The following is a 25763-nucleotide window of genomic DNA, read 5'->3' as shown; positions in this document are numbered from 1 at the left end:
GGTTACATTCCGAACCCGGAAGCTAAGCCTCACAGCGCCGATGGTACTGCAGGGGGGACCCTGTGGGAGAGTAGGACACCGCCGAACAATCATTCAAAGGGTTGGGTTCTGAACTTCGGTTCAGGGCCCAACCCTTTTTTGTTTGCCTTCACTTGAAGTTCAACTTCCGCCCGCAGCATCCACGACATGGGTACTGCTGCAATGCTCAGAGCCGCAGGGGTCGGAGTCGGTGACGAGGTCATCGTGCCGGCCTTCGGGAACGCCGAGGTCGCCGGGGCCGTCGCCCTCGCGGGTGCGCTGCCCGTCTTCGCCGACGTGGATCCGGTGACCTACTGCCTGGACGCGGCCGCTGTCGAAGCGGTCGTAACTCCGCGCACGGCGGCCGTTGTTGTCGTACACCGCTTCGGGCGGCCGGCCGATGTGCCGCGGTTGCTCGGGGTCGGGCAGCGGCACGGGCTGCTGGTGCTGGAGCAGGCGGAGTCCGAGGCGCCGTACGACGAGATCGCGCGGCGGCGGGAGCGGGCGGCCTACCTCGATGCGCGGCTGCGCGGGGTGCGCACGCCCGACGGCGGGAACGGGCACTCCTACCAGCAGTACGTCGTGCGGGTCCCCGGGAACGGCCGGCCCGACCGGGACGCCTTCGCCCGCGCCCTGCGGAGCAGGGGAGTTGACTGCCGGGTGCCGGTGAAGACCCCGTTGCACCGGCTGCCCGAATACCGGCGCTGTGTGTCGCTGCCGGAGACCGAGCTGGCCGCCGACGAGACCCTCGCCCTGCCGGTGGACGCCTCGTTGACGAAGCGGGATATGCAGCGCATCGTGGCCGCCTGCAACGCGCTCGGCGGACTGCTCCAGCCTGCCTTCTGAACGAGTTTGGGAACACCGGCCAGTTCGGGGTATGCTCTATTTCGTTGCCGCGAGGGAAACCTCGAAAAGTGACCAGCCCCCTTAGCTCAGTCGGCAGAGCGTCTCCATGGTAAGGAGAAGGTCAACGGTTCGATTCCGTTAGGGGGCTCCAGAGAGAAAAGCCCCCGCCCTTTCGGGCGGGGGCTTTTCTCATGCCCATTTCCCTTCACGCCACTCGCATGGCCAGGATCGCCATGTCGTCGGACGGGGCGTCCGAGGCGAAACGCTCGACCGCGCGCATGATGCGGGCCGCGACCGCGCCGGCCGTGAGACCCGTACAGGTCGACAGGACGTCGGTCAGACCGTCGTCGCCCAGCATGCGGGTGCCCTCACGGCGCTCCGTGACGCCGTCCGTGACACACAGCAGGACGTCGCCCGGATCGAGGGTGACCGTCTGCTCGTACAGCTCCAGGTCCTCGATGACACCGAGGAGCGGCTGGGGCTCCGCGGCGGGCTCGACCGTGCCGTCCTGGCGCAGGCGCAGCGGGAGGGGGTGTCCGGCGCAGACCACCTTGAGCTCAGCGCTGCCGTCGGGCCGCGGGCGCATCTCGCCGTAGAGGAGGGTCAGGAAGCGGCTGCGGGCTCCCTCGTCGAGGATGGCCGAGTTGAGGCGCTCCAGGACCGCCGGGCCGCTGAGGCCCTCCCGGGCCAGCAGCCGCAGGGCGTGGCGGGCCAGGCCGGTCACGGCGGCCGCGTGCGGGCCCGTGCCGCAGACGTCGCCGATGGCGAAGCCGTAGGCGCCGTCGCTGATCGGGAAGACGTCGTAGAAGTCGCCGCCGACCTCGTTGCCCTCGCCGGCCGCGCGGTAGATGACGTCGACCTCCACGCCGTCGATGTCGGGGAGACCCGGGGGCAGCAGACTGCGCTGGAGGGACTGGCTGATGGCCGTCCGCTCGGAGTAGAGGCGGGCGTTGTCGAGGGCGAGCGCCGCCCGGCGGCTCAAGTCCTCGGCCAGTTCCAGGATCTCCTGGCGGAAGTGTTCGTCGGTGGGCTTGCCGAGGGTCAGCATGCCGATGACGCGGTTGCGGGCGACCAGGGGGAGCACGACCGTCTCGCCGCCGACCGCGGAGGCCGTGGCGAGGGTGGGGCCGATACCGGAGGACACCTGGTGCGTGGGGCCGCCGGTCAGACCCAGGCTGCGCATCGAGCTGCGCAGGGCCGCCTCGTGCGCGGCCTCGCCTGGGGCCGCCCAGACGCGGGCGCCCGGGGTGGGGACCGGGTCGGGCGGGGCGATCTTCGAGAGCAGCGACTTGATGCCGTCGATGAGTTCCTCGTCCTCGTGCAGGACGTAGGACAGATACGGGTCGGAGGCCTGGTCGGCGATCGTGTAGACCGCGCACCAGGTCGCCAGGGTGGGCACGGTCATCTGGGCCATCAGGGCCAGGGTCTGGTCGCGGTCGAGGGTGCCGGCGAGGAGGTCCGAGGCCTCGACGAGGAAGCTGAGCGAGCCCCGGCGCAGGCGTTCCAGCTCGCCGAGGCGCGCCGACTCCACGGCGAGGGCGATGCGGTCGGCCGCGAACTGCAGGCGCAGGGCCTCCTCGTTGGAGTAGCGGCCCGGTGCCTCCGCCGCGACGCCGAGGGAACCGGTGAGACGGCCCTCCACCTTCAGGGGGACCGTGACGACCGAGCGCATGCCCGTGCCGTTGAGCAGGGGGACGGCGCCGGGGACGGCCAGCAGGTCCTCGTGGACGGCCGGCATCCGGGCCGAGCCGTAGCGGCCGGGGCCCGCCTCGACGGGCACGCGCGCGAAGCGCTGGCGGGCCGAGGGCAGACCGGTGGAGGCGCGGACCTCCAGCTCGGTCTCGTCGTCGGTGGCCAGGAGCAGGAAGGCGGAGTCGCCGTCGAGCATGTCGCGGGCGCGTTCCACGGTGCGCTGGAGGAGGCCGTCGAGGTCGTCCGGGGCGGGGGAGCCGATGAAGACCTCGAACGGGTCGGCGCTCTGGCCGTCCGTGGGGGCCGTATCGGAGGCCGGCAGGCGTGACGGGGTCTGCAGCACGGCGCGTTCGTGGTCGCGGACCAGGAGGCAGACCGTGGAGGGTTCGCCGTCGGTGTCGCGGACGCGCAGGTGGGAGGCGTACACCGGGGTGACCCGGCCGGAGGCGCCGCGGATGCCGTAACTGCCCTCCCAGCGGGAGAGCTGGAGGGCCTCGGCGATGCCGGTGCCGGTGCCGGGGGTGTGCGGCCAGGCGGCGAGGTCGGTGAGGGGCTTGCCGGTGACCTGGTCGGCGGCGTAGCCGAAGAGTTCCTCGGCGTCCTCGTTCCAGGCGGAGACGGCGCCGGCGCGGTCGATCTGGACGACCGCCACGCGGACGCGGCTGTCCGCGAGCGGAAGCAGGTCGGCCGGGAGGGACGGTCCGGCGGTGCGGGTGCCCACCGGGCGGTCGGGGAGGACGAGTTGGAACCAGACCTGTTTGTGGGTGGGGGTGTACTCGACGCCCCAGCGGGTCGCGATGGCCGCGCAGAGCTGGAGGCCGCGGCCGCCCTCGCGGTCGGGGCTGCCCATGGTGGCGGGGGAGCCCTGGAGGGGGATCTCGCGTTCCGGGTAGCGGTCGGCCACCTCGATGCGTACGCCGTCCTCGGAGCGCAGGCACAGGACGTCGGCGTGGGTGCCCGCGTGGACGACGGCGTTCGTCACCAGTTCGCTCGTGAGGACGACGGCGTCGTCGACGATGTCCGCGAAACCCCAGCCCTGGAGGGTGTCGCGGACGAACGAGCGGGCCGTCGCGACGGATCGCCCGACGGGCTCGAAGCTGGCAGCCGCGCGCGCGGTGATCACGGAACTCCTCGGCCGGTCGTCGACGTGGGGGGATCCCTGGCCGCCCTGGTCGCGCCGCTGCTGCGGCGGGCGCAGGCCGGAAGGCCGGGGGTCCGGGGGCTGTCCCCCCGGGATCAGTCCGGTGGTCATGTTGCGGCCGCCCCTCCGATGCCCGCTCGTGCCTCGTGCCACCGCCCAGGCCGGACGGACCGGCGCGGCTGGACAGCCGCATGCAAGGTTACTTACCTTCCCCGCCCGTTCGGATGCCGGTCACCAGTGTTTCCGCCCCGTGGGTGTGCGGACGATGTGCGAAGCTGCCGAACTGTTATGGCCGGGTTCGGAGAGGGTGAAACACTGGGCAAGCTTCTTGTGAAGGTCCGGGCAGACTGGGTGTCTTCTGAGTACAGGGGGCAGCAGCCCCCCGGGTCCGCCTGGTTGGATCAGGCGGAAAACCCTGCGGTAACCGGCAACGTCAAGTAGCAACACCTCAGCACAGCGTAACGGTCGAATCCCTGCGGGAGGGGCAAGTGGAGTCTGGCGCAGCGACGCGGAGCACTAAGGCGCGCGCGAAAGGCGGACCGTCCCTGAGCAGGCGCGCGCCGCGCGGTGGCACCACCACGGTGGACACGGCGGCCCTGGAGCGGCTGCTGACGGCCCTGGTGTCGATGCGGGACGGGAACTTCCGCAAGCGGCTCACGGTGTCCGGCGACGGTGTGATGTCGGAGATCGCGGCCGTGTTCAACGAGGTGGCGGACCGTAATCTCCACCTCACGGGTGAGCTTTCGCGCGTACGTCGCATGGTGGGCCGTGAGGGCAAGCTCACCGAGCGGCTGGAGACGGGCGCGTGTGAGGGCTCGTGGGCGACGGCGATCGATCACTCGAACGCGTTGGTCGACGATCTCGTGCGGCCGGTGTCCGAGGTGGGGCGGGTGCTGTCGGCGGTGGCCGAGGGTGATCTGTCGCCGCGGATGGAGCTGCGGACGCAGACGCCCGAGGGGGCGGCGGGGCAGCCGTTGCGCGGGGAGTTCCTGAAGGTCGGGCGGACCGTCAACAATCTGGTCGATCAGCTGTCGACGTTCACCGACGAGGTCACGCGGGTGGCCAGCGAGGTGGGTACCGAGGGCAAGCTGGGCGGGCAGGCGCAGGTGCGCGGCATGTCCGGGTCGTGGAAGGACCTGACCGAGTCCGTCAACACGATGGCGGAGCGGCTGACGGCCCAGGTGCGGGACATCGCGCTGGTGACGACGGCGGTGGCCAAGGGTGATCTGTCGCGGAAGGTGACGGTTCACGTCGAGGGCGAGATGCTCGAGCTGAAGAACACCGTCAACACGATGGTGGACCAGCTCTCGGCGTTCTCCTCCGAGGTGACCCGGGTCGCGCGCGAGGTGGGCACCGACGGCGTGCTCGGTGGTCAGGCGCGGGTGTCGGGTGTCGACGGTGTGTGGAAGGAACTCACCGATTCGGTGAACACCATGGCCGGCAATCTGACGGCCCAGGTGCGGCAGATCGCGGAGGTCACGACGGCGGTCGCGGGCGGTGATCTGTCTCGGAAGGTGACGGTTCCGGCGCGCGGTGAGGTCGCGCAGCTCGCCGAGACGATCAACCAGATGACCGAGACGCTGCGGATCTTCGCGGACGAGGTCACGCGCGTGGCCAACGAGGTGGGGGCCGCGGGCCAGCTGGGCGGCCAGGCGAACGTGCCGGGTGCGGCGGGGACGTGGAAGGACCTGACGGACTCCGTCAACACGGTGTTCCGCAACCTCACCACGCAGGTGCGGGACATCGCGGCCGTGACGACGGCCGTGGCGAGCGGTGATCTGTCGCAGAAGGTCACCGTGGACGTGGCCGGCGAGATGCTGGAGCTGAAGAACACCGTCAACGGGATGGTGGACCAGCTGTCGGCGTTCGGCTCCGAAGTGACGCGTGTGGCGCGGGAGATCGGTGTCGAGGGCGAACTGGGCGGCCAGGCGCAGGTGTCGGGCGCGGCGGGGACGTGGAAGGACCTGACGGACTCCGTCAACACGGCGTTCCGCAACCTCACCGGACAGGTGAGGAACATCGCCCAGGTGACGACGGCGGTGGCCAACGGCGATCTGTCGCAGAAGGTGACCGTCGACGTCTCCGGCGAGATGCTCCAGCTGAAGAACACCGTGAACACGATGGTGGACCAGCTGTCGTCGTTCGCCGACCAGGTGACGCGGATGGCCCGGGACGTGGGCACCGAGGGCCGCCTCGGCGGTCAGGCGCGGGTGGACGGTGTGTCGGGCACCTGGCGGGAGCTGACGGACTCCGTCAACTTCATGGCCGGCAACCTCACCTCCCAGGTGCGGCAGATCGCCCAGGTGACGACGGCGGTGGCGCGCGGTGACCTGTCGCAGAAGATCGACGTGGACGCGCGCGGGGAGATCCTGGAGCTGAAGAACACCATCAACACGATGGTCGACCAGCTCTCCGCGTTCGCCGACCAGGTGACCCGGGTGTCGCGGGACGTGGGTACCGAGGGCCGCCTCGGCGGTCAGGCGCAGGTGCCGGGTGTGGCCGGTGTGTGGCGGGACCTGACCGACTCGGTGAACGGCATGGCCGGGAACCTCACCGCCCAGGTGCGCAACATCGCGCAGGTCGCCACGGCGGTGGCGCGCGGTGACCTGTCCCAGAAGATCACCGTGGACGCGCGCGGGGAGATCCTGGAGCTGAAGAACACCCTGAACACGATGGTCGACCAGCTGTCGTCCTTCGCCCAGGAGGTCACCAGGGTCGCCCGTGAGGTCGGTACGGAGGGGCAGCTCGGCGGTCAGGCCGAGGTGCAGGGGGTCTCCGGCACCTGGAAGGACCTCACGCAGTCGGTGAACTTCATGGCGAACAACCTGACCATTCAGGTGCGTCAGATCGCCGAGGTCACGACGGCGGTCGCCAAGGGCGATCTGTCGAAGAAGATCACGGTCGACGCCAAGGGCGAGATCCTCGAGCTGGTGACCACCGTGAACACGATGGTGGACCAGCTGTCGTCCTTCGCCGAGCAGGTGACCCGGGTGGCCCGTGAGGTGGGCACCGAGGGCATCCTGGGCGGTCAGGCGCACGTCCCGGGGATCACGGGCATCTGGAAGGACCTCAGCGGCAATGTGAACCTGATGGCCAAGAACCTGACCATGCAGGTGCGCAACATCTCCCAGGTCGCGGCGGCGGTCGCCAACGGCGATCTGACGCGGACCGTGACGATCGAGGCACGCGGCGAGGTCCAGCAGCTCGCCGACACCATCAACACGATGGTGAAGACGCTGAGCTCGTTCGCCGAGCAGGTCACCAAGGTGGCCCGTGAGGTGGGCACGGACGGCATCCTGGGCGGTCAGGCGCACGTCCCTGGTGTGGCGGGGACGTGGAAGGACCTCACCGACTCCGTGAACGGCATGGCGTCGAACCTGACCGGTCAGGTGCGCAATATCGCCATGGTCACGACGGCCATCGCCAAGGGTGATCTGACGAAGAAGATCGACATCGACGCGCGCGGGGAGATCCTGGAGCTGAAGACGACCATCAACACGATGGTCGACCAGCTGTCGTCGTTCGCCGAGGAGGTCACCCGGGTCGCCCGCGAGGTGGGTACGGAGGGGCAGCTCGGCGGTCAGGCACGCGTGCGTGACGTGGACGGGACCTGGCGGGACCTGACGGAGTCCGTGAACGAGATGGCGGGGAACCTGACCCGCCAGGTGCGGGCCATCGCGCGTGCGGCGACCGCGGTGACCCGGGGCGACCTGAACCTGAAGCTGGACGTGGACGCGGCCGGTGAGATCCAGGAGCTCCAGGACTACATCAACAAGATGATCGCCAATCTGCGCGACACCACGATCGCCAACAAGGAGCAGGACTGGCTCAAGGGCAACCTCGCGCGCGTGTCGGCGCTCATGCAGGGGCGGCGCGACCTGGAGGACGTGGCCTCGCTGATCATGAGCGAGCTGCCGCCGCTGGTGGCCGCGCAGCACGGCGCGTTCTTCCTGGCGATGCCCTCGCCGGAGGGCACGGACGACCCGTACGAGCTGCGGATGCTGGGGTCGTACGGCTATTCGATGGGGTCGATGCCGACCTCGTTCCGGCCGGGTGAGGCGCTGGTGGGCACGGCCGCCGAGGAGAAGCGCACGATCCTGGTGGAGAACGCGCCGAGCGGCTATCTGAAGATCTCCTCCGGGCTGGGCGAGGCGCCCCCCGCGCAGGTGATCGTGCTGCCGGTGCTGTTCGAGGGCCAGGTGCTCGGGGTGATCGAGCTGGCGTCCTTCGCGCCGTTCACGCAGATCCAGAAGGATTTCCTCAACCAGCTCGCAGAGATGATCGCGACCAGCGTCAACACGATCTCCGTCAACACCAAGACGGAGCTGCTGCTGAAGCAGTCGCAGGAGCTGACCGAGCAACTCCGTGAGCGGTCGGTGGAGTTGGAGCAGCGGCAGAAGGCTCTCCAGGCGTCCAACGCGGAGCTGGAGGAGAAGGCCGAGCTGCTGGCCCAGCAGAACCGGGACATCGAGGTGAAGAACACCGAGATCGAGGAGGCGCGGCAGGTCCTGGAGGAGCGTGCCGAGCAGCTCGCGGTGTCGATGCGCTACAAGAGCGAGTTCCTCGCGAACATGTCGCACGAGTTGCGTACGCCGCTGAACTCGCTGCTGATCCTGGCGAAGCTGCTCGCCGACAACGCGGAGGGCAATCTCTCGCCCAAGCAGGTCGAGTTCGCCGAGACGATCCACGGGGCGGGTTCCGATCTGCTCCAGCTGATCAACGACATCCTGGACCTGTCGAAGGTCGAGGCGGGCAAGATGGACGTCTCGCCGACGCGGATCGCGCTGGTGCAGCTCGTGGACTACGTGGAGGCGACCTTCCGGCCGCTGACCGCGGAGAAGGGCCTGGATCTGTCCGTGCGGGTGTCGCCGGAGCTGCCGGCCACGCTGCACACGGACGAGCAGCGGCTGTTGCAGGTGCTGCGCAATCTGCTGTCCAACGCGGTGAAGTTCACCGATTCCGGGTCGGTGGAGCTGGTGATCCGGCCGGCCGGGACGGATGTGCCGGTGGCGATCCGGGAGCAGCTGCTGGAGGCCGGTTCGCTGACGGATCCGGACGCGCCGATGATCGCGTTCTCGGTGACCGACACGGGGATCGGGATCGCGGCGAGCAAGATGCGGGTGATCTTCGAGGCGTTCAAGCAGGCGGACGGCACGACCAGCCGCAAGTACGGCGGTACGGGTCTGGGGCTGTCGATCTCGCGGGAGATCGCGCAGCTGCTGGGTGGGGAGATCCACGCGCAGAGCGAGCCGGGGCGCGGGTCGACGTTCACGCTGTATCTGCCGCTGCACCCCAGCGAGCTGCCGCCGCAGGGCTACCAGCAGATCGTGCCCGCGCTGGAGGCCGGCGACCTGGTGGCCTCGGAGAACGGGGCGATCGAGCGGTCGGAGCTGGGCGAGGCGCGGATCGTGACGCCGGCCGAGGTGAAGTCGTACCAGGAGACCCAGAACGGCGCGGCCGCGCTGTTCCGGCGTCGGCGGCGTTCGGCGAACGGAGGCGAGCGGGTCGGTGAGGCGGCGCACTGGCCGGCGCCGCAGGGGCAGCGGGTCATCCGTTTCGGCGGTGAGAAGGTGCTGATCGTCGACGACGACATCCGCAATGTGTTCGCGCTGACCAGCGTCCTGGAGCAGCACGGTCTGTCCGTGCTGTACGCGGAGAACGGCCGCGAGGGCATCGAGGTGCTGGAGCAGCACGACGACGTGGCGGTCGTCCTGATGGACATCATGATGCCGGAGATGGACGGCTACGCGACGACGACGGCGATCCGCCGGATGCCGCAGTTCTCCGGGCTGCCGATCATCGCGCTGACGGCGAAGGCGATGAAGGGCGACCGGGAGAAGGCGATCGAGTCGGGTGCTTCCGACTACGTCACGAAGCCGGTCGATCCTGATCATCTTCTGTCGGTGATGGAGCAGTGGATGCGCGGGGTGTGACCGGATCGGCGCATGTGACGGGATGCGGCGGAAGTAGTGAGAAGTTGCCGACCAAGGGCGTGCCGGGGTGCATGGCGGGGCGTGGATCGGGGAACCTTCTGGTCTTCTGCCGCGTTCCTGCTACGTGCACAGTGACATCACGGTGACAGGGTGTGGCGACGGTCGGGGTGCGGCTACCATGACCGGCACAAGGAAGGGCGGCGCAAAGGAGTCGTCCCCAGGGGCGGCGCCCGGTGCACTGCCGGGGCGAGGAGGGCGGGCCATGGTGCAGAAGGCCAAGATCCTCCTGGTCGATGACCGGCCGGAGAATCTGCTGGCGCTGGAGGCGATCCTCTCGGCGCTCGATCAGACGCTGGTGCGGGCATCGTCCGGGGAAGAGGCGCTCAAAGCACTGCTGACGGACGACTTCGCGGTCATTCTGCTGGACGTCCAGATGCCGGGAATGGACGGTTTCGAAACAGCCGCGCACATCAAGCGGCGAGAACGCACCAGGGACATCCCGATCATCTTCCTCACGGCGATCAACCACGGCCCGCATCACACCTTCCGGGGGTATGCGGCCGGAGCGGTGGACTACATCTCCAAGCCGTTCGATCCGTGGGTGCTGCGCGCGAAGGTCTCGGTGTTCGTCGAGCTGTACATGAAGAACTGCCAGCTGAGGGAGCAGGCGGCGCTGCTGCGGCTCCAGTTGGAGGGCGGCGGCAAGGCCGCGGCGGGCGGTGCCAAGGAGCCGGCCGGGCTGCTGGCCGAGCTGTCCGCACGGCTCGCGGCCGTCGAGGAGCAGGCGGAGGCGCTGTCCAAGCAGCTCGACGACGAGTCGGCGGACGCGGCCGCGGTGGCCACGGCGGCGCATCTGGAGCGCAAACTCACCGGTCTGCGCCGGGCGCTGGACGCGCTGGAGCCCGGCACGGGCAACGGCGCCGCCTCGGTGCCGTCGCAGAACTGAGCGGTCGTCTTCGGACCGAGGAGCCGGTGCGGAACCGAGCCGAGGGGCGGGAGCAGTTGGGCGTGAGAGGCGGTCAGTTCCCTGCCGTCAGGGGGCGGATGCGCCGGCTCATCGCCCCCGTCCCCCGGAGGCGTCAGTTCCGCGCCTGCGCAAGGCCGACACGAACGGGTGAAGCAGTGGGCACACGTGTCCGCTGTCGTCTCCCCCGGTAACCTCACACCCATGGCCTCACGTCCCTCCGCAGCGAAGAAGCAGCCCGCCAAGAAGGCCGCTGCTCCCGCGAAGGCCCCGGCGAAGAAGGCCGCCGCGAAAAAGGCCCCGGCCAAGAAGGCGCCCGCCAAGAAGGCCGCGGCCAAGAAGGCGGCGCCGGCGCCCAAGCCGGCGCCGAACCCCACCGGGGGCATCTACCGGCTCGTACGCGCCCTCTGGCTGGGCCTGGCGCACGCCGTCGGCGCGGTGTTCCGGGGGATAGGGAACGGCGCGAAGAACCTCGACCCCGCCCACCGCAAGGACGGCGTCGCCCTGCTGTTGCTCGGTATGGCGCTGATCGTCGCGGCGGGCACCTGGGCGGACCTGAAGGGCCCCGTCGGCGATCTGGTCGAGATCCTGGTCACCGGCTCCTTCGGCCGGCTCGACCTGCTCGTGCCGATCCTGCTCGCGGTCATCGCCGTGCGCTTCATCCGCCACCCCGAGCAGCCCGACGCCAACGGCCGCATCGTGATCGGCCTGTCCGCGCTCGTCATCGGCGTCCTCGGCCAGGTCCACATCGCCTGCGGCGCGCCCGCCCGCAGCGACGGCATGCAGGCGATAAGGGACGCCGGCGGCCTCATCGGCTGGGGCGCGGCGACGCCGCTGACGTACACCATGGGCGAGGTGCTCGCCGTACCGCTGCTCGTGCTGCTCACGGTCTTCGGGCTGTTGGTCGTCACGGCCACCCCGGTCAACGCGATCCCGCAGCGGCTGCGGCAGCTCGGGGTGCGCCTCGGCGTGCTGGACGACCCCCACGCGGACGGCGAACTCTCCGACGACGACGCGCGCTACGACGAGCAGTGGCGCGAGGGGCTGCCCGGGCGGCCCCGCCGGCGCTCGGGCGGACCCCGGGCGTACGACCCCGACGGCGCCGAGCAGGAGGCGCTCTCCGGGCGCCGCGGCCGGCCCCGGCGCTCCGCCGTGCCGCAGCCCGCGATGGACCGGGAGCTGGACGCCGTGGACATCGCCGCGGCGGCCGCGGCCGATCTCGACGGGGTCGTGATGCACGGCCTGCCGCCGTCCCCGCTCGTCGCCGACCTCACCCAGGGCGTGCGCAGCGGCGACCGCGAGGCGACCGCGCCGACACCGGTCCCGGCCGCGCGTCCGAAGCAGGAGATGCTCAAGGGCGGGGCCGTCCCCGATCTGACCAAGGCGCCGCCGGAGGAGATCCGCGACCTGCCGCCGCGCGCCGAGCAGCTCCAGCTCTCCGGCGACATCACCTACGCGCTGCCCTCGCTGGACCTCCTGGAGCGCGGTGGCCCCGGCAAGGCGCGCAGCGCGGCCAACGACGCCGTCGTCGCCTCGCTGACGAACGTCTTCACCGAGTTCAAGGTCGACGCCGCCGTCACCGGCTTCACCCGCGGCCCGACGGTCACCCGCTACGAGGTGGAGCTCGGCCCCGCCGTGAAGGTCGAGCGGATCACCGCCCTCACCAAGAACATCGCGTACGCCGTCGCCAGCCCCGATGTGCGGATCATCAGCCCGATCCCCGGCAAGTCGGCGGTCGGCATCGAGATCCCCAACACCGACCGGGAGATGGTCAACCTCGGCGACGTGCTGCGGCTCGCCGACGCGGCCGAGGACGACCATCCGATGCTGGTGGCGCTCGGCAAGGACGTCGAGGGCGGCTATGTGATGGCCAACCTGGCGAAGATGCCGCACATCCTCGTCGCCGGAGCCACCGGTTCCGGCAAGTCGTCGTGCATCAACTGCCTGATCACCTCGGTCATGGTCCGGGCGACGCCCGAGGACGTGCGGATGGTCCTCGTCGACCCCAAGCGCGTCGAGCTGACCGCGTACGAGGGCATCCCGCACCTGATCACGCCGATCATCACCAACCCGAAGCGGGCCGCCGAGGCGCTGCAGTGGGTCGTGCGCGAGATGGACCTGCGCTACGACGACCTCGCCGCGTACGGCTTCCGGCACATCGACGACTTCAACGAGGCCATAAGGAACGGCAAGGTCAAGCCGCCCGAGGGCAGCGGGCGCGAGCTCCAGCCGTACCCGTACCTGCTGGTGATCGTGGACGAGCTGGCCGACCTGATGATGGTCGCGCCGCGGGACGTCGAGGACGCGATCGTGCGCATCACCCAGCTCGCGCGCGCGGCCGGCATCCATCTGGTGCTCGCCACCCAGCGGCCCTCGGTCGACGTGGTCACCGGTCTGATCAAGGCGAACGTGCCCTCCCGGCTCGCCTTCGCCACCTCCTCGCTCGCCGACTCGCGGGTCATCCTCGACCAGCCGGGCGCCGAGAAGCTGATCGGCAAGGGCGACGGTCTGTTCCTGCCGATGGGCGCCAACAAGCCGACCCGTATGCAGGGCGCCTTCGTGACCGAGGCCGAGGTCGCGGCCGTCGTCCAGCACTGCAAGGACCAGATGGCGCCCGTCTTCCGGGACGACGTCACCGTCGGCAGCAAGCAGAAGAAGGAGATCGACGAGGACATCGGCGACGACCTCGACCTGCTGTGCCAGGCGGCCGAGCTGGTCGTCTCCACTCAGTTCGGCTCGACCTCGATGCTCCAGCGCAAGCTGCGCGTCGGCTTCGCCAAGGCGGGCCGGCTGATGGACCTCATGGAGTCGCGGAACATCGTCGGGCCGAGCGAGGGTTCGAAGGCCCGTGACGTTCTCGTGAAGCCCGACGAACTGGACGGCGTGCTCGCGGTGATTCGGGGAGAGTCTGCGGGGTAGGCGCTGCGTCAGGGCGCCGGGTGTCCGTGACTCACCCGTTAGAAACCGCAGGGCAACCGTTTCCCTTTGGCGTACGTCCAGTTGAGCGAGAGGACAGGTACGACTTTCAACAGCGGGTCGTGCCTGGCCGCCGTCATCGGCGTGACCGGCCATTCCGATGGCGTACAAAGTCGTACTGTCCGGTTGCTCCTTCCTTTGGCACCCCCCCTAGACTGAACTTCCAGCACAGGTGGCTACACGCTCGAAAGGCGCCCCCGTGTCCATCGGCAACTCCCCTGAAGACGAGCGTCCGTTCGAAGACCCGTCCGAGGAAGCCCCCTTCTCCATCGGTCGTGCCCTGCGCCAGGCGCGGATCAGCGCCGGGCTGACCGTGGACGACGTCAGTACCGCCACCCGAGTCCGCATCGCCATCATCCACGCCATCGAGTCGGACGACTTCGCCCCCTGCGGCGGAGACGTCTACGCGCGCGGGCACATCCGCACCCTCGCCCGTGCCGTCCGGCTCGACCCCGCCCCGCTGATCGAACGGTACGACGCGACCCACGGCGGCCGCCCCGCGCCGACGTCCGCCGCCCCGCTGTTCGAGGCGGAACGCATCCGTCCCGAACGCCGCGGACCGAACTGGACGGCGGCCATGGTCGCCGCGATCGTCGCCGTGGTCGGCTTCGTCGGCTTCACCGCCTTCAAGGGCGGCGACGAGGGCGGCTCCGGCAACGCCGTCGCCGAGGGCAGCACGCCCACGTCCGGCGTCACCGCCTCGCCCACCCCGAAGACCGAGAAATCCGTCGACGAGAAGCCCGAGCCCTCCGACAGCGCCATCGCCGCGGCTCCCCAGGACAAGGTGACCGTCCAGGTCAGCGCCACCGACGGCCGCAGCTGGATCTCCGCCAAGGACCACAACGGCCGGCTGCTGTTCGACGGACTCCTCAAGCAGGGCGACTCCAAGACCTTCCAGGACAGCGAGAAGATCAACCTCGTCCTCGGCGACGCCGGGGCGATCGATCTGTTCGTCAACGGCAAGAAGATCGAGGACAACTTCCAGCCCGGTGCCGTGGAGCGCCTGACGTACACCAAGGGCGACCCGCAGGCTGGGTGAGGCAGGGGAAAACCGTGTGAGTCGACGGGGTAGGCCAAGATCGCCAACCCCGTCGACGTTCGCTGTCGGTGGGACAAAGTAGTCTTGAGCCCATGCCTGAACGCCGTACCGTCGCACTGGTCACCCTTGGCTGCGCCCGTAACGAGGTGGACTCGGAGGAGCTCGCAGGCCGTTTGGAGGCGGACGGCTGGCAGCTCGTCGAGGACGCCGAGGACGCGGACGTCGCCGTCGTCAACACCTGTGGCTTCGTCGAGGCCGCCAAGAAGGACTCCGTCGACGCCCTCCTGGAGGCCAACGACCTCAAGGGTCACGGCAGAACCCAGGCCGTCGTGGCGGTGGGCTGCATGGCCGAGCGGTACGGCAAGGAGCTCGCCGAGGCCCTTCCCGAAGCCGACGGCGTGCTCGGCTTCGACGACTACGCGGACATCTCCGACCGCCTCCGGACCATCCTGAGCGGCGGCGTCCACGCCTCCCACACCCCGCGCGACCGGCGCAAGCTGCTGCCGATCAGCCCGGCCGAGCGGCAGTCCGCGACCGATGTGGCGCTGCCCGGGCACGGCGCCCCGGTGGACCTGCCCGCCGGCCTCGCCCCCGAGTCCGGCCCCCGCGCGCCCCTGCGCCGCCGTCTCGACGGCGCCCCCGTCGCCTCGGTGAAGCTCGCCTCCGGCTGCGACCGGCGCTGCTCCTTCTGCGCCATCCCGTCCTTCCGGGGCTCCTTCATCTCGCGCCGGCCGAGCGACGTGCTGAACGAGTCGCGCTGGCTGGCCGAGCAGGGCGTCAAGGAGATCATGCTGGTCTCCGAGAACAACACCTCCTACGGCAAGGACCTCGGCGACATCCGGCTGCTGGAGTCGCTGCTGCCCGAGCTCGCGGAGATCGACGGCCTCGAGCGGGTGCGGGTCAGCTACCTCCAGCCCGCCGAGATGCGGCCCGGTCTCATCGACGTCCTCACGTCCACGCCCAAGATCGCGCCCTACTTCGACCTGTCCTTCCAGCACTCCGCGCCCGGGGTGCTGCGCGCGATGCGCCGCTTCGGCGACACCGACCGGTTCCTGGAACTGCTCGACACCATCCGCGGCAAGGCGCCCCAGGCCGGCGTGCGCTCCAACTTCATCGTCGGCTTCCCCGGCGAGTCCGAGGCCGACCTGGCCGAGCTGGAGCGCTTCCTGAACGGCGCGCGGCTGGACGCCATCGGCGTCTTCGGCTACTCCGACGAGGAGGGCACCGAGGCCGCGACCTACGACGGCAAGCTCGATCCGGACCTCGTCGCCGAGCGGCTCGCCCGGGTCTCCCGGCTCGCCGAGGAACTCGTCTCGCAGCGGGCCGAGGAGCGCGTCGGCGAGACCGTCCACGTACTCGTGGAGTCCCTGGACGAGGACGGTGTGCACGGCCGCGGGGCGCACCAGGCGCCGGAGACCGACGGACAGGTGCTGCTCACATCGGGCGAAGGTCTGGCCGTCGGCCGTATCGTCGAGGCGAAGGTGGTCGGCACCGAGGGCGTCGACCTCGTGGCCGAACCCCTGCAGGGCTCTTTCGGGTGTAGTGAGGAGGCGGGCAGATGACGGGTGTCCCGGCATCGGCCGCGGGCGGCTCCTCGCCGGCGAAGCAGGCGAATCCGGCGAGCCTCAAGAAGTCGGCGAAGGGGGCCGCCGCCGCGGACGTGTCCGCCGTCGAGGCGCCCGGCGTCCTCGAACCGACCGCCGCCGTCGGGTCCGGTGCCGCCGGGCACGGTGGCGCAGGGCCCGATGCCGGGTCGGCCGCCGCTGCCGACGGCCGGGCGCCGCGCGGCGGCAAGCTGGCCGCGGCCGCCGTCAACCAGGCGAGCGTCTGGAACATCGCCAATCTGCTGACGATGCTCCGGCTGATCCTCGTGCCCGGCTTCGTCGCGCTGATGCTGGCCGACGGCGGCTACGACCCGGCGTGGCGTGCCTTCGCCTGGGCGGCCTTCGCCATCGCCATGATCACGGACCTCTTCGACGGTCACATCGCGCGGACGTACGACCTCGTCACCGACTTCGGGAAGATCGCCGACCCCATCGCCGACAAGGCGATCATGGGAGCGGCCCTGATCTGCCTCTCCGCGCTCGGCGACCTGCCGTGGTGGGTGACGATCGTGATCCTCGGCCGGGAACTCGGGATCACGCTCCTGCGCTTCATCGTCATCCGGTACGGAGTCATCCCGGCGAGCCGGGGCGGCAAGCTCAAGACCCTCACCCAGGGCGTGGCCGTCGGGATGTACGTCCTGCCCCTGACGGGGTGGCTGGCCACTCTGAGGTGGTGGGTGATGGCCGCGGCCCTCGTCCTGACCGTGGTGACCGGCCTCGACTACGTGAGACAGGCCATTGTGCTGCGCCGGCAGGGAATCGCCGCGCGCCAGGCGGCTGCGGAGGAGACGGACGCGTGAATTCCACGGCCACCGACCTGGTGCGACTACTCACGGTGAAGGGCGGGACGCTCGCCGTCGCCGAGTCGCTGACCGGTGGCCTGGTCGCGGCGGAGATCACCTCGGTGCCCGGGGCGTCCAAGGTCTTCCGCGGCTCGGTCACCGCCTACGCGACCGAGCTGAAGCAGGAACTCCTCGGGGTGGACGGCGGCCTGCTGGCCGCCCGTGGAGCGGTGGATCCGCAGGTCGCGGCCCAGATGGCGGCCGGAGTGCGCAAGGCGCTGGGCGCCGACTGGGGCATCGCGACCACCGGAGTCGCCGGCCCCGAACCGCAGGACGGCCGGCCCGTCGGGACGGTCTTCGTGGCCGTCGACGGCCCGTCCCGGCCGGGAACGGGTTCCGCCCCTGGCGGAAAAGTGGAGGCCCTGCGGTTGAACGGCGACCGCGAGGAAATTCGTAGAGAGAGTGTACGGAGCGTGCTCGTACTGCTTCTGACAGAACTTGCGGGCGAACACACCGGGAATGAGCGGGCACAGGATACGGAACAGAACGGGGGGTTTTGATGTTTGCAGCCCTGAGTGAACACGACATCGCTCCCCGCACGGCCGCAGCGCAAGGCGGTACGGTGGGGCGTGAAGGATGCGGCTACGCGGTCCGAGGAGGGAGCCACCGATGATCCTGCTCCGTCGCCTGCTGGGTGACGTGCTGCGTCGGCAGCGCCAGCGCCAGGGCCGTACTCTGCGCGAAGTCTCCTCGTCCGCCCGAGTCTCACTCGGCTATCTCTCCGAGGTGGAGCGGGGGCAGAAGGAGGCTTCCTCCGAGCTGCTCTCCGCCATCTGCGACGCGTTGGACGTACGGATGTCCGAGCTCATGCGGGAAGTGAGCGACGAGCTCGCCCTCGCCGAGCTGGCCCAGTCTGCTGCGGCCACCCCCAGCGAGCCTGTGCCCACGTCGGTCCGTCCGATGCTGGGTTCCGTGTCGGTGACCGGTGTGCCACCGGAGCGGGTGACCATCAAGGCACCCGCCGAGGCGGTGGACGTGGTCGCCGCATAGGTTCATCCGCGTGGGTGTGTGAGCGCCGACGTGCGTGTGTGAGGCCCCGGCCGGGGCTTCTCCGGGCAGACCCGGAGGAGCGCGGACGGGGCCTTCCGCGTGTTCCGCGTCGGTTTGCCCATCCGGGGTACTGCGGTCATGGTGAAGAGGCACGACGGCCGCCACACACCGGAGGTAGGGATGTACGTCGTGAAGAGCCCCCTGTCCGACGCCGACCTGAAGACCGTCGGCGAAGCGCTCCAGGGCGCACTCGTCGACCTGATCGATCTGTCGCTGCTCGCCAAGCAGGTCCACTGGAACGTCGTAGGGTCCCGGTTCCGGTCCGTCCACCTCCAGCTCGACGAGGTCGTGGCCGTCGCCCGGGCCCACTCCGACACCGTGGCGGAGCGGGCCTCCGCGCTCGGTGTCTCACCCGACGGCCGTGCGGCGACCGTCGCGAGCGGCAGCGGACTCGGCACGGTGCCGGAGGGCTGGATCAAGGACGGCGACGCGGTCGGCGCGCTGGTGTCGGCGCTGGGCGCGGCCATCACCCGGATGCGGGAACGCGTCGTGGCCACCGAACGGCCCGACCCCGTCAGCCAGGACATCTTCATCGGGATCACGGCGGATCTCGAGAAGCACCACTGGATGTTCCAGGCGGAGAACGTCTGATCCCGGGCGGGAGAGCCGTGGCGGACCGCATAGTGCGCCGGGGGGTGATGCTCGGGCTCGGAGCCCTCTGGTGGTGGGCCGTGGTCAGGCTCGCCGTGGCACCGGGCGCCGGGGCACCGGAGGGGGCGGTCGCCGCCGGCGGCTGGGGGCTGAGCCTGCTGCCGGTGCACTGTGTGGCCAAGGGCCGGGCCATGGGGGCGGTCGCGGCGGGCCGATGGCGGGCCGCCTGGCGCGCGCCCGCGGCGACGGCCCGCCGGGCGCCCCGCGCCGGGACCCCCGACGAGTCCGCGTGAGAGGTCCAGCGCTACCAGGGCATGGCCACGCCGCCGTTCGGGCGGAGGATCTGGCCCGTGGTGAAGGCGGACGCGTCCGAGGCCAGATGGAGGACCGCGTGCGCGATCTCCTCGGGCGCGCCGACGCGCCCCAGCGGTGACATACGGGCCATGAGCGCCTCGGTGTGCGCCTGTGCGCCGGGGTCGTGGCGATCGGTCATGGGGGTGCGGATCCAGCCGGGGGCCACGGCGTTGACACGGATGCCGTGCCGGCCGACCTCGGTCGCCAGGGTCTTGGTCAGCTGGACCACGGCCGCCTTGGCGGCGCCGTAGCAGAGCAGTCCCGGGCCGCCGGTGTCCACGGCACCCGAGGCCATCGTGACGATGCTGCCGCCTCCGCCCTGCGCGAGCATCAGCCGGGCGGCCTCCTGGCAGGCGTACAGCACGCCCTTGAAGTTGACGTCCAGGACCCGGTCGAGGTCCTCGTCGCGGGTCTCCAGGACGGGGCTGCTGTGCATGATCCCGGCGACCGCGGCCATCACGTCCAGCCGCTCGCAGGACTCGACGGCCCGCCGGACCTGGGCGCGGTCGGTGACGTCCAGCCGGTGTGTACGGGCCGTGCCGCCCCGGTCCTTGATCAGTTTCGCCGTCTCGTCCAGGCCCTGCGCGTCACGGTCCGCGCCGTGCACGAGGGCCCCCGCCTCGGCGAGCAGCACGGCACAGGCCCGGCCGATCCCGCTGGCGGCGCCGGTGACGAACGCGGTGCGTCCGCTGAGGTCGTACGCCTTCACGCCCATGAGGGGACGGTACGAGCGTTTCTGACGGGTCGTCAATTGGTCGTACGGGGGATCGTGCGCGTACGGCGATCAGGCGGGCGTACGGCGAGGGGCCGGGCGTACGGCGATCAGCCGGGCGTTCGTCGGTAGCGCTCCCGCCAGTGCTGCGGGGCGCCCGGTGCCGGTGCGGGACCCCGCTGGCAGGAGGGGCACCAGTAGGTGGGCCGCTCCTGCGCGCCGTCGCCCTGGTCGGCGACCCGGACCGAGGTGCCGCAGCGCAGACAGGGGCGGGGTGCGCGACCGTAGACGAAGAGGTCCTGGTGGGGCAGGCCGGTGGTCCGGCGGACCACGCGGTCGCGGTTCACCTCCAGCAACCGGCGGGCGAGGCCCGGCAGGTGCGCGGCGCGGTCGGCGGGGAGGGCACCGACGGGGAGCCAGGGGGTGACGCCGAGCAGGAAGCAGAGCTCGCTCTTGTAGACGTTGCCGATGCCGGCGAGATTGCGCTGGTCGAGGAGGCCCTCGCCCAGGGGACGCGCGGGGTCGGCACGGAGGTTCGCGAGCGCCAGGTCGGGGTTCCAGTCGGGGCCGAGCAGATCGGGGCCGAGATGGCCGACCACGCGGCCCTCCTCCGTGGTGCGCAGCAGCTCCATGACCTGGAGCCGGTAGCCGACCGCCGTGCGGTCCTCGGCACCGAGGACCACCCGGATCTGGTGGGCCGGGCCGCCCTTCCAGCGCTCGCCATCGCCGAAGACCCTCCAGGCGCCCTCCATGCGCAGATGCGTGTGCAGGCTCAGTCCGCCCTCGACCCGGGTGAGCAGATGCTTGCCGCGCGGCACGGTGCTCAGCACCCGCCGGCCGCTCAGGTCGACCGTGGCGTACTTCGGCACCCGGAAGTCGCTCGCGGTCAGCACCTTGCCCGCGAGAGCGTCGTGCAGTCGCTTCGCCGTCTGCCAGACCGTGTCACCTTCGGGCATGGGTCAAGGGTGGCACGGGGCGGTCGTTCGGCGGCGTGGTCATGCGCGCAGCCGCAGGCCCCGGGGGGTCGCGACGAAGCCCGCTCCTTCCAGGAGGACGCCTATGGGGGACGTCAGGGCCGAGACGCCGTTGATCCGCTCCACCGTGACCGTGCCGAGGGAGCCCGCTCGGGCGGCCTGGGCGAGGGACTCCGCCGCGGCCCGCAGGCGGGGGTCGTCGGTGGGGCTGCCCTCGGCGTCCGGGACGGAGGGCCAGGCCAGCACGGTCTTGCCGCCGCGCTCCATGTACAGCGTCAGCTCACCCTCGACGAGCACCACCAGGGAGCCCGCCTTGCGGCCCGGTTTGTGCCCCGCACCCGTCGGCGGCTCCGGCCAGGCCAGGGCGGCACCGTACGCGTTCGCCGGGTCGGCGGCGGCGAGCACGACCGCGCGGGAGGCGGGGTCGTCGGCGCGGGCTGCCGTACGGCGGTGCTGCCGGGCGGGGCCGGCCGGGCCCGGGGAGCCGAAGCCGTGTGCGGAGGCGTACCTGCCGGAAGCCGAGGGGGCCGAGGCGGCCGAGGGGTGGTCCCACCGGACGTCCTCGTCACCGGAGAGGAAGGCGTCGGGGAAGCCGTCGGTGGGCGCGCCGCCGGATGCGCCGGGGAACGGATCGGGGAGGGGATCGGCGAAGGGCCCGGGGAGGGGATCGGCGAAGGGGGCGGGGAAGGGATCGGCGAACGGCCCCGGGGAGGCGCCCGGGGTGGTCGTCGGCCGGGTGTCGGCCGGAGTCGGTGCCGGTGCCGGTGCCGCCTCGCCCCGGTCGCGGGCGTTGGACACCGCGCGCAGCCGGTCCACGGCGCCGTCCATCGCGAACTGCGCCGCGCCGAGGCCCTCCACGACGTATCCGCGCCGGGCCTGGCCGCTCTCCTCGAAGGCGGACAGGATGCGGTACGTCGCCGAGAAGCCGCCCTCGACGCCCTCCGCCGCGACCGCTCCCCGGGTCACCACGCCGTGCCGGTCGAGGAGCGCACGGGCGAGGGCGTGGGCCCGGACGGTGGGGTCGGGTTCCTGGGCCGGGACGAGGGACCAGCGGCCGGCGACGGTCGGCGGGCCGCTGCGGGAGGCGGGGCGGGCGGCGGCCGTCAGGGAGCCGTAGCGGCCCCGGGGGACCGCGCGCTTGGCGCGGTGGGCGGTGGAGCCCGCCGTGCGGCCCGAGCCCAGCAGGGAGCGCATCGGTGCCAGCGTGTCGTTGGTGAGCCGGCCGGACCAGGCCAGGTCCCAGACGGCGTCGGCGAGTTGGGGGTCCGTGGCGTCGGGATGGGTGGTGGCGCGCACCTGGTCGGCGATCTGGCGGAAGAACAGACCGTAGCCCCCGGACAGGGTGTCGAGGACGGACTGGTGCAGGGCCGTCGGCTCCAGCGGATGGGGCGGGGGCAGCAGCAGCGGGGCGGCGTCCGCCAGGTACAGGGAGACCCAGCCGTCCTTCCCGGGGAGCGCGCCCGCTCCCGCCCAGACGACCTCTCCGGCGGAGGTGAGCTCGTCGAGCAGGGCGGGCGTGTAGTCCCTCACCCGGGAGGGCAGGACGAGCTTCTCCAGGGCCGAGGCGGGGACGGAGGCGCCCTGGAGCTGCTCCACCGCGCGCACCAGTCCGTCGACCCCGCGCAGGGAGTGGCCCTTGCCGATGTGCTGCCACTGGGGCAGGAACTGGGCCAGCGCCGGTGGGGCGACCGGTTCCAGTTCATGTCGCAGGGCGGCCAGCGAGCGGCGGCGCAGCCGGCGCAGGACGGTCGCGTCGCACCACTCCTGGCCGATGCCCGCCGGATGGAACTCGCCCTGGACGACGCGTCCGCCCGCCGCGAGCCGTTGCAGGGCGCCCTCGGTGACCGCGACCCCCAGGCCGAAACGGGCGGCGGCGGTGGCCGAGGTGAACGGGCCGTGGGTGCGGGCGTGCCGGGCGAGGAGGTCGCCCAGGGGGTCCTTCACCGGCTCGGTGAAGGCCTCCGGGACCCCGACCGGGAGCGCGGTGCCGAGCGCGTCGCGCAGCCGCCCCGCGTCCTCGACGGCCGCCCAGTGATCGGTGCCGGCGATCCGGACGCGGATGACGCGGCGGGCCGCGGCCAGCTCCCGCGCCCACTGCGGTTCGGCGCCGCGCCGGGCCAGCTCGGCGTCGGTGAGCGGACCGAGGAGCCGGAGCAGGTCGGCGACGCCCTCGGGGTCCTTCGCGCGGCGGTCCTCGGTGAGCCACTGGAGTTCCCGTTCGAGCTCGGCGAGGACCTCGGCGTCGAGCAGCTCGCGCAGCTCCGCCTGGCCGAGCAGCTCGGCCAGCAGCCGTGAGTCCAGGGAGAGGGCGGCGGCGCGGCGCTCGGCGAGCGGCGAGTCCCCCTCGTACAGGAACTGGGCGACGTACCCGAACAGCAGGGAGCGGGCGAACGGCGAGGGTTCGGGGGTGGTGACCTCGACCAGGCGGACCCTGCGGGACTCCAGGTCGCCCATCAGCTCGGTCAGGCCGGGTACGTCGAAGACGTCCTGGAGGCACTCGCGGACCGCCTCCAGGACGATCGGGAACGAGCCGAACTCGCTGGCCACCTGGAGCAGCTGCGCGGCGCGCTGGCGCTGCTGCCACAGCGGGGTGCGCTTGCCGGGGTTGCGGCGGGGCAGGAGCAGCGCGCGGGCGGCGCACTCGCGGAACCGGGACGCGAACAGGGCGGAGCCGCCGACCTGGTCGGTGACGATCTGATCGACCTCGCCCTTGTCGAAGACGACGTCCGCCGCGCCGACCGGGGCCTGCTCCGCGTCGTACTCCGTCCCCGCCTTCCTCGGTTCCTGGTCGAGCAGGTCCAGGCCCATGAGATCGGCGTCGGGCAGGCGCAGCACGATGCCGTCGTCGGCGTGCATGACCTGGGCGTCCATGCCGTACCGCTCGGAGAGCTTCGCGCCCAGCGCCAGCGCCCACGGGGCGTGGACCTGGGCGCCGAAGGGGGAGTGGACGACGACCCGCCAGTCGCCGAGCTCGTCGCGGAAGCGCTCCACGACGATCGTGCGGTCGTCGGGGACATGGCCGCAGGCCTCGCGCTGTTCGTCCAGGTAGGCGAGGACGTTGTCGGCGGCCCAGGTGTCCAGGCCGGCGGTGAGCAGCCGCAGCCGGGCGTCGTCCTTGGGCAGCGAGCCGACCTCGCGCAGGAACGCGCCCACCGCGCGGCCCAGCTCCAGGGGGCGGCCGAGCTGGTCGCCCTTCCAGAACGGGAGCCGGCCCGGGACACCGGGGGCCGGGGAGACCAGGACCCGGTCGCGGGTGATGTCCTCGATGCGCCAGGAACTCGTGCCGAGGGTGAAGACGTCGCCGACGCGGGACTCGTAGACCATCTCCTCGTCGAGCTCGCCGACCCGGCCGCCGCCCTTCTTCGGGTCGGCGCCCGCGAGGAAGACACCGAACAGGCCGCGGTCGGGGATCGTGCCGCCGGAGGTGACGGCGAGGCGCTGGGCGCCCGGGCGGCCGGTGACCGTGCCGGCGACGCGGTCCCACACCACGCGCGGGCGCAGCTCGGCGAACGCGTCGGAGGGGTAGCGGCCGGCGAGCATGTCCAGGGTGGCCGTGAAGGCGGACTCCGGGAGGGACGCGAAGGGGGCCGCCCGGCGGACCGTCGCCAGCAGGTCGTCCACCTGCCAGGTGTCGAGCGCGGTCATGGCCACGAGCTGCTGGGCCAGGACGTCCAGGGGGTTCGCGGGGACCTTCAGGGACTCGATCGAGCCGGTGCGCATGCGTTCGGTGACCACGGCCGCCTGGACCAGGTCGCCCCGGTACTTGGGGAACACCACGCCGGTGGAGACCGCGCCGACCTGGTGTCCCGCGCGGCCCACGCGCTGGAGGCCCGAGGCCACCGAGGGCGGGGACTCGACCTGGACCACCAGGTCCACCGCGCCCATGTCGATGCCCAGCTCCAGGCTGGAGGTGGCGACCACCGCGGGGAGCCGGCCCGCCTTGAGGTCCTCCTCGACCAGGGCGCGCTGTTCCTTGGACACCGAGCCGTGGTGGGCGCGCGCGATGACCGGCGGTGCGCCCTGGGCCGCTCCCGAGCCGCCCATCAGCTCGGCGGGGGCGTGGTGCTCGTCCAGCGGCCGGCCCGTGGCGCGCTCGTAGGCGATCTCGTTCAGCCGGTTGCACAGGCGCTCGGCAAGGCGGCGGGAGTTCGCGAAGACGATCGTGGAGTGGTGGGCCTGGATCAGATCCGTGATCCGCTCCTCGACATGCGGCCAGATCGAGGGGCGCTCCGCCCCCTCGGAGCCGTCGGCGACCGGTGAGCCGCCCAGTTCGCCCAGGTCCTCCACGGGGACCACGACCGAGAGGTCGAACTCCTTGCCCGACGCCGGCTGGACGATCTCCACCTTGCGGTGCGGGGAGAGGTAGCGGGCGACCTCGTCCACCGGGCGGACGGTGGCGGAGAGGCCGATGCGGCGGGCAGGCCGGGGCAGGAGCTCGTCCAGGCGCTCCAGGGAGAGGGCGAGGTGGGCGCCGCGCTTGGTGCCGGCGACCGCGTGGACCTCGTCGAGGATCACGGTGTCGATGCCCGTCAGCGCGTCGCGCGTGGCGGAGGTCAGCATCAGGAACAGGGACTCGGGGGTGGTGATCAGGATGTCCGGCGGGCGGGTGGTCAGGGCGCGGCGCTCGGCGGGCGGGGTGTCGCCGGAGCGGATGCCCACCTTGACCTCGGGTTCGGGCAGGCCCAGGCGGACGGATTCCTGGCGGATGCCGGTCAGGGGGCTGCGGAGGTTGCGCTCGACGTCCACCGCCAGGGCCTTGAGGGGGGAGACGTAGAGGACGCGGCAGCGCTTCTTCGGGTCGGCCGGCGGGGGCGTCGAGGTGAGCCGGTCGAGCGCCGCGAGGAAGGCCGCGAGGGTCTTGCCGGAGCCGGTCGGGGCCACCACCAGGACGTCCGAGCCCGCGGCGATGGCCTGCCACGCGCCCGCCTGGGCCGCGGTGGGCGCGGAGAACGCCCCCGTGAACCAGCCGCGGGTCGCGGGCGAGAAGCCGTCGAGGGCTCGGTGTGCGGAGCTGACCATGCGTCCAT

Annotated in this window: 15 protein-coding genes, 1 tRNA gene and 1 rRNA gene; 13 read left to right on the top strand and 4 right to left on the bottom strand. The window is 71.6% G+C overall.

The window, feature by feature from the left end; all coding sequences use genetic code 11:
* The 3 genes from rrf to ABZ490_RS16615 all read left to right on the top strand — a co-directional run.
* Nucleotides 1–87: ribosomal RNA gene (gene rrf / locus ABZ490_RS16625) — 5S ribosomal RNA — on the top strand; the annotation flags it as partial.
* Between the two features lie 114 nt (nt 88–201).
* On the top strand, nt 202–864 hold the full coding sequence (locus ABZ490_RS16620; RefSeq protein WP_358989923.1) for a DegT/DnrJ/EryC1/StrS family aminotransferase: 663 nt from the start codon (nt 202–204) through the stop codon (nt 862–864).
* 75 nt (nt 865–939) lie between these two features.
* Nucleotides 940–1015: transfer RNA gene (locus tag ABZ490_RS16615), tRNA-Thr, on the top strand.
* A 54-nt stretch (nt 1016–1069) separates the two neighbouring features.
* On the opposite strand, the gene ABZ490_RS16610 is transcribed toward ABZ490_RS16615, so the two are convergent.
* Nucleotides 1070–3808 carry a SpoIIE family protein phosphatase gene (locus ABZ490_RS16610; RefSeq protein ID WP_358989889.1) on the bottom strand — a complete coding sequence of 913 codons (2739 nt, stop codon included), beginning with the start codon at nt 3806–3808 and terminating at the stop codon, nt 1070–1072.
* A 377-nt stretch (nt 3809–4185) separates the two neighbouring features.
* Here ABZ490_RS16610 and ABZ490_RS16605 point away from each other — a divergent pair, with 377 nt between their 5' ends.
* The 10 genes from ABZ490_RS16605 (at nt 4186) to ABZ490_RS16560 (ending at nt 18989) form a co-directional block, all read left to right on the top strand.
* Complete coding sequence (locus ABZ490_RS16605) at nt 4186–9630, top strand: HAMP domain-containing protein (protein WP_358989886.1); 5445 nt, start codon at nt 4186–4188, stop codon at nt 9628–9630.
* Nucleotides 9631–9892: 262 nt separating this feature from the next.
* The gene (locus tag ABZ490_RS16600; RefSeq protein ID WP_358989883.1) at nt 9893–10576 is read left to right on the top strand and encodes a response regulator; all 684 of its coding nucleotides are present in this window, start codon (nt 9893–9895) and stop codon (nt 10574–10576) included.
* 222 nt (nt 10577–10798) lie between these two features.
* Nucleotides 10799–13513, top strand: coding sequence for a DNA translocase FtsK (locus tag ABZ490_RS16595; RefSeq protein WP_358989880.1), 2715 nt, complete (start codon nt 10799–10801; stop codon nt 13511–13513).
* 256 nt (nt 13514–13769) lie between these two features.
* Complete coding sequence (locus tag ABZ490_RS16590) at nt 13770–14609, top strand: RodZ domain-containing protein (protein WP_358989877.1); 840 nt, start codon at nt 13770–13772, stop codon at nt 14607–14609.
* A gap of 92 nt (nt 14610–14701) precedes the next feature.
* Entirely contained in the window at nt 14702–16171 is a 1470-nt protein-coding gene (gene rimO / locus ABZ490_RS16585) for a 30S ribosomal protein S12 methylthiotransferase RimO (protein ID WP_358989874.1), read from the top strand.
* On the top strand, nt 16168–17013 hold the full coding sequence (gene pgsA, locus ABZ490_RS16580; protein WP_358989871.1) for a CDP-diacylglycerol--glycerol-3-phosphate 3-phosphatidyltransferase: 846 nt from the start codon (nt 16168–16170) through the stop codon (nt 17011–17013). Before rimO ends, pgsA begins: the two co-directional genes overlap by 4 nt.
* Nucleotides 17010–17555: a CinA family protein gene (locus tag ABZ490_RS16575; protein ID WP_358989869.1), complete on the top strand. Its 546-nt coding sequence runs from the start codon at nt 17010–17012 to the stop codon at nt 17553–17555. Before pgsA ends, ABZ490_RS16575 begins: the two co-directional genes overlap by 4 nt.
* Before the next feature lie 109 nt (nt 17556–17664).
* Nucleotides 17665–18045 carry a helix-turn-helix transcriptional regulator gene (locus ABZ490_RS16570; RefSeq protein ID WP_015657463.1) on the top strand — a complete coding sequence of 127 codons (381 nt, stop codon included), beginning with the start codon at nt 17665–17667 and terminating at the stop codon, nt 18043–18045.
* A 180-nt stretch (nt 18046–18225) separates the two neighbouring features.
* Nucleotides 18226–18696, top strand: a complete 471-nt coding sequence (locus ABZ490_RS16565) for a DNA starvation/stationary phase protection protein (protein WP_358989921.1) — start codon at nt 18226–18228, stop codon at nt 18694–18696.
* A 47-nt stretch (nt 18697–18743) separates the two neighbouring features.
* Nucleotides 18744–18989, top strand: coding sequence for a hypothetical protein (locus ABZ490_RS16560; protein WP_358989918.1), 246 nt, complete (start codon nt 18744–18746; stop codon nt 18987–18989).
* Between the two features lie 11 nt (nt 18990–19000).
* On the opposite strand, the gene ABZ490_RS16555 is transcribed toward ABZ490_RS16560, so the two are convergent.
* The 3 genes from ABZ490_RS16555 to ABZ490_RS16545 form a co-directional block, all read right to left on the bottom strand.
* On the bottom strand, nt 19001–19765 hold the full coding sequence (locus tag ABZ490_RS16555; RefSeq protein WP_358989866.1) for an SDR family NAD(P)-dependent oxidoreductase: 765 nt from the start codon (nt 19763–19765) through the stop codon (nt 19001–19003).
* 107 nt (nt 19766–19872) lie between these two features.
* The gene (locus ABZ490_RS16550) at nt 19873–20718 is read right to left on the bottom strand and encodes a DNA-formamidopyrimidine glycosylase family protein (protein ID WP_358989864.1); all 846 of its coding nucleotides are present in this window, start codon (nt 20716–20718) and stop codon (nt 19873–19875) included.
* 39 nt (nt 20719–20757) lie between these two features.
* The gene (locus ABZ490_RS16545) at nt 20758–25755 is read right to left on the bottom strand and encodes an ATP-dependent helicase (protein WP_358989863.1); all 4998 of its coding nucleotides are present in this window, start codon (nt 25753–25755) and stop codon (nt 20758–20760) included.
* Between the last annotated feature and the right edge of the window lie 8 nt (nt 25756–25763).

Origin of the sequence: Streptomyces sp. NPDC005811 (genome assembly GCF_040630405.1) — a bacterium.
GTDB lineage: Bacteria > Actinomycetota > Actinomycetes > Streptomycetales > Streptomycetaceae > Streptomyces.
Note: the sequence above shows the minus strand (reverse complement) of the source record. Positions and strands in the feature narration are given on the sequence as shown.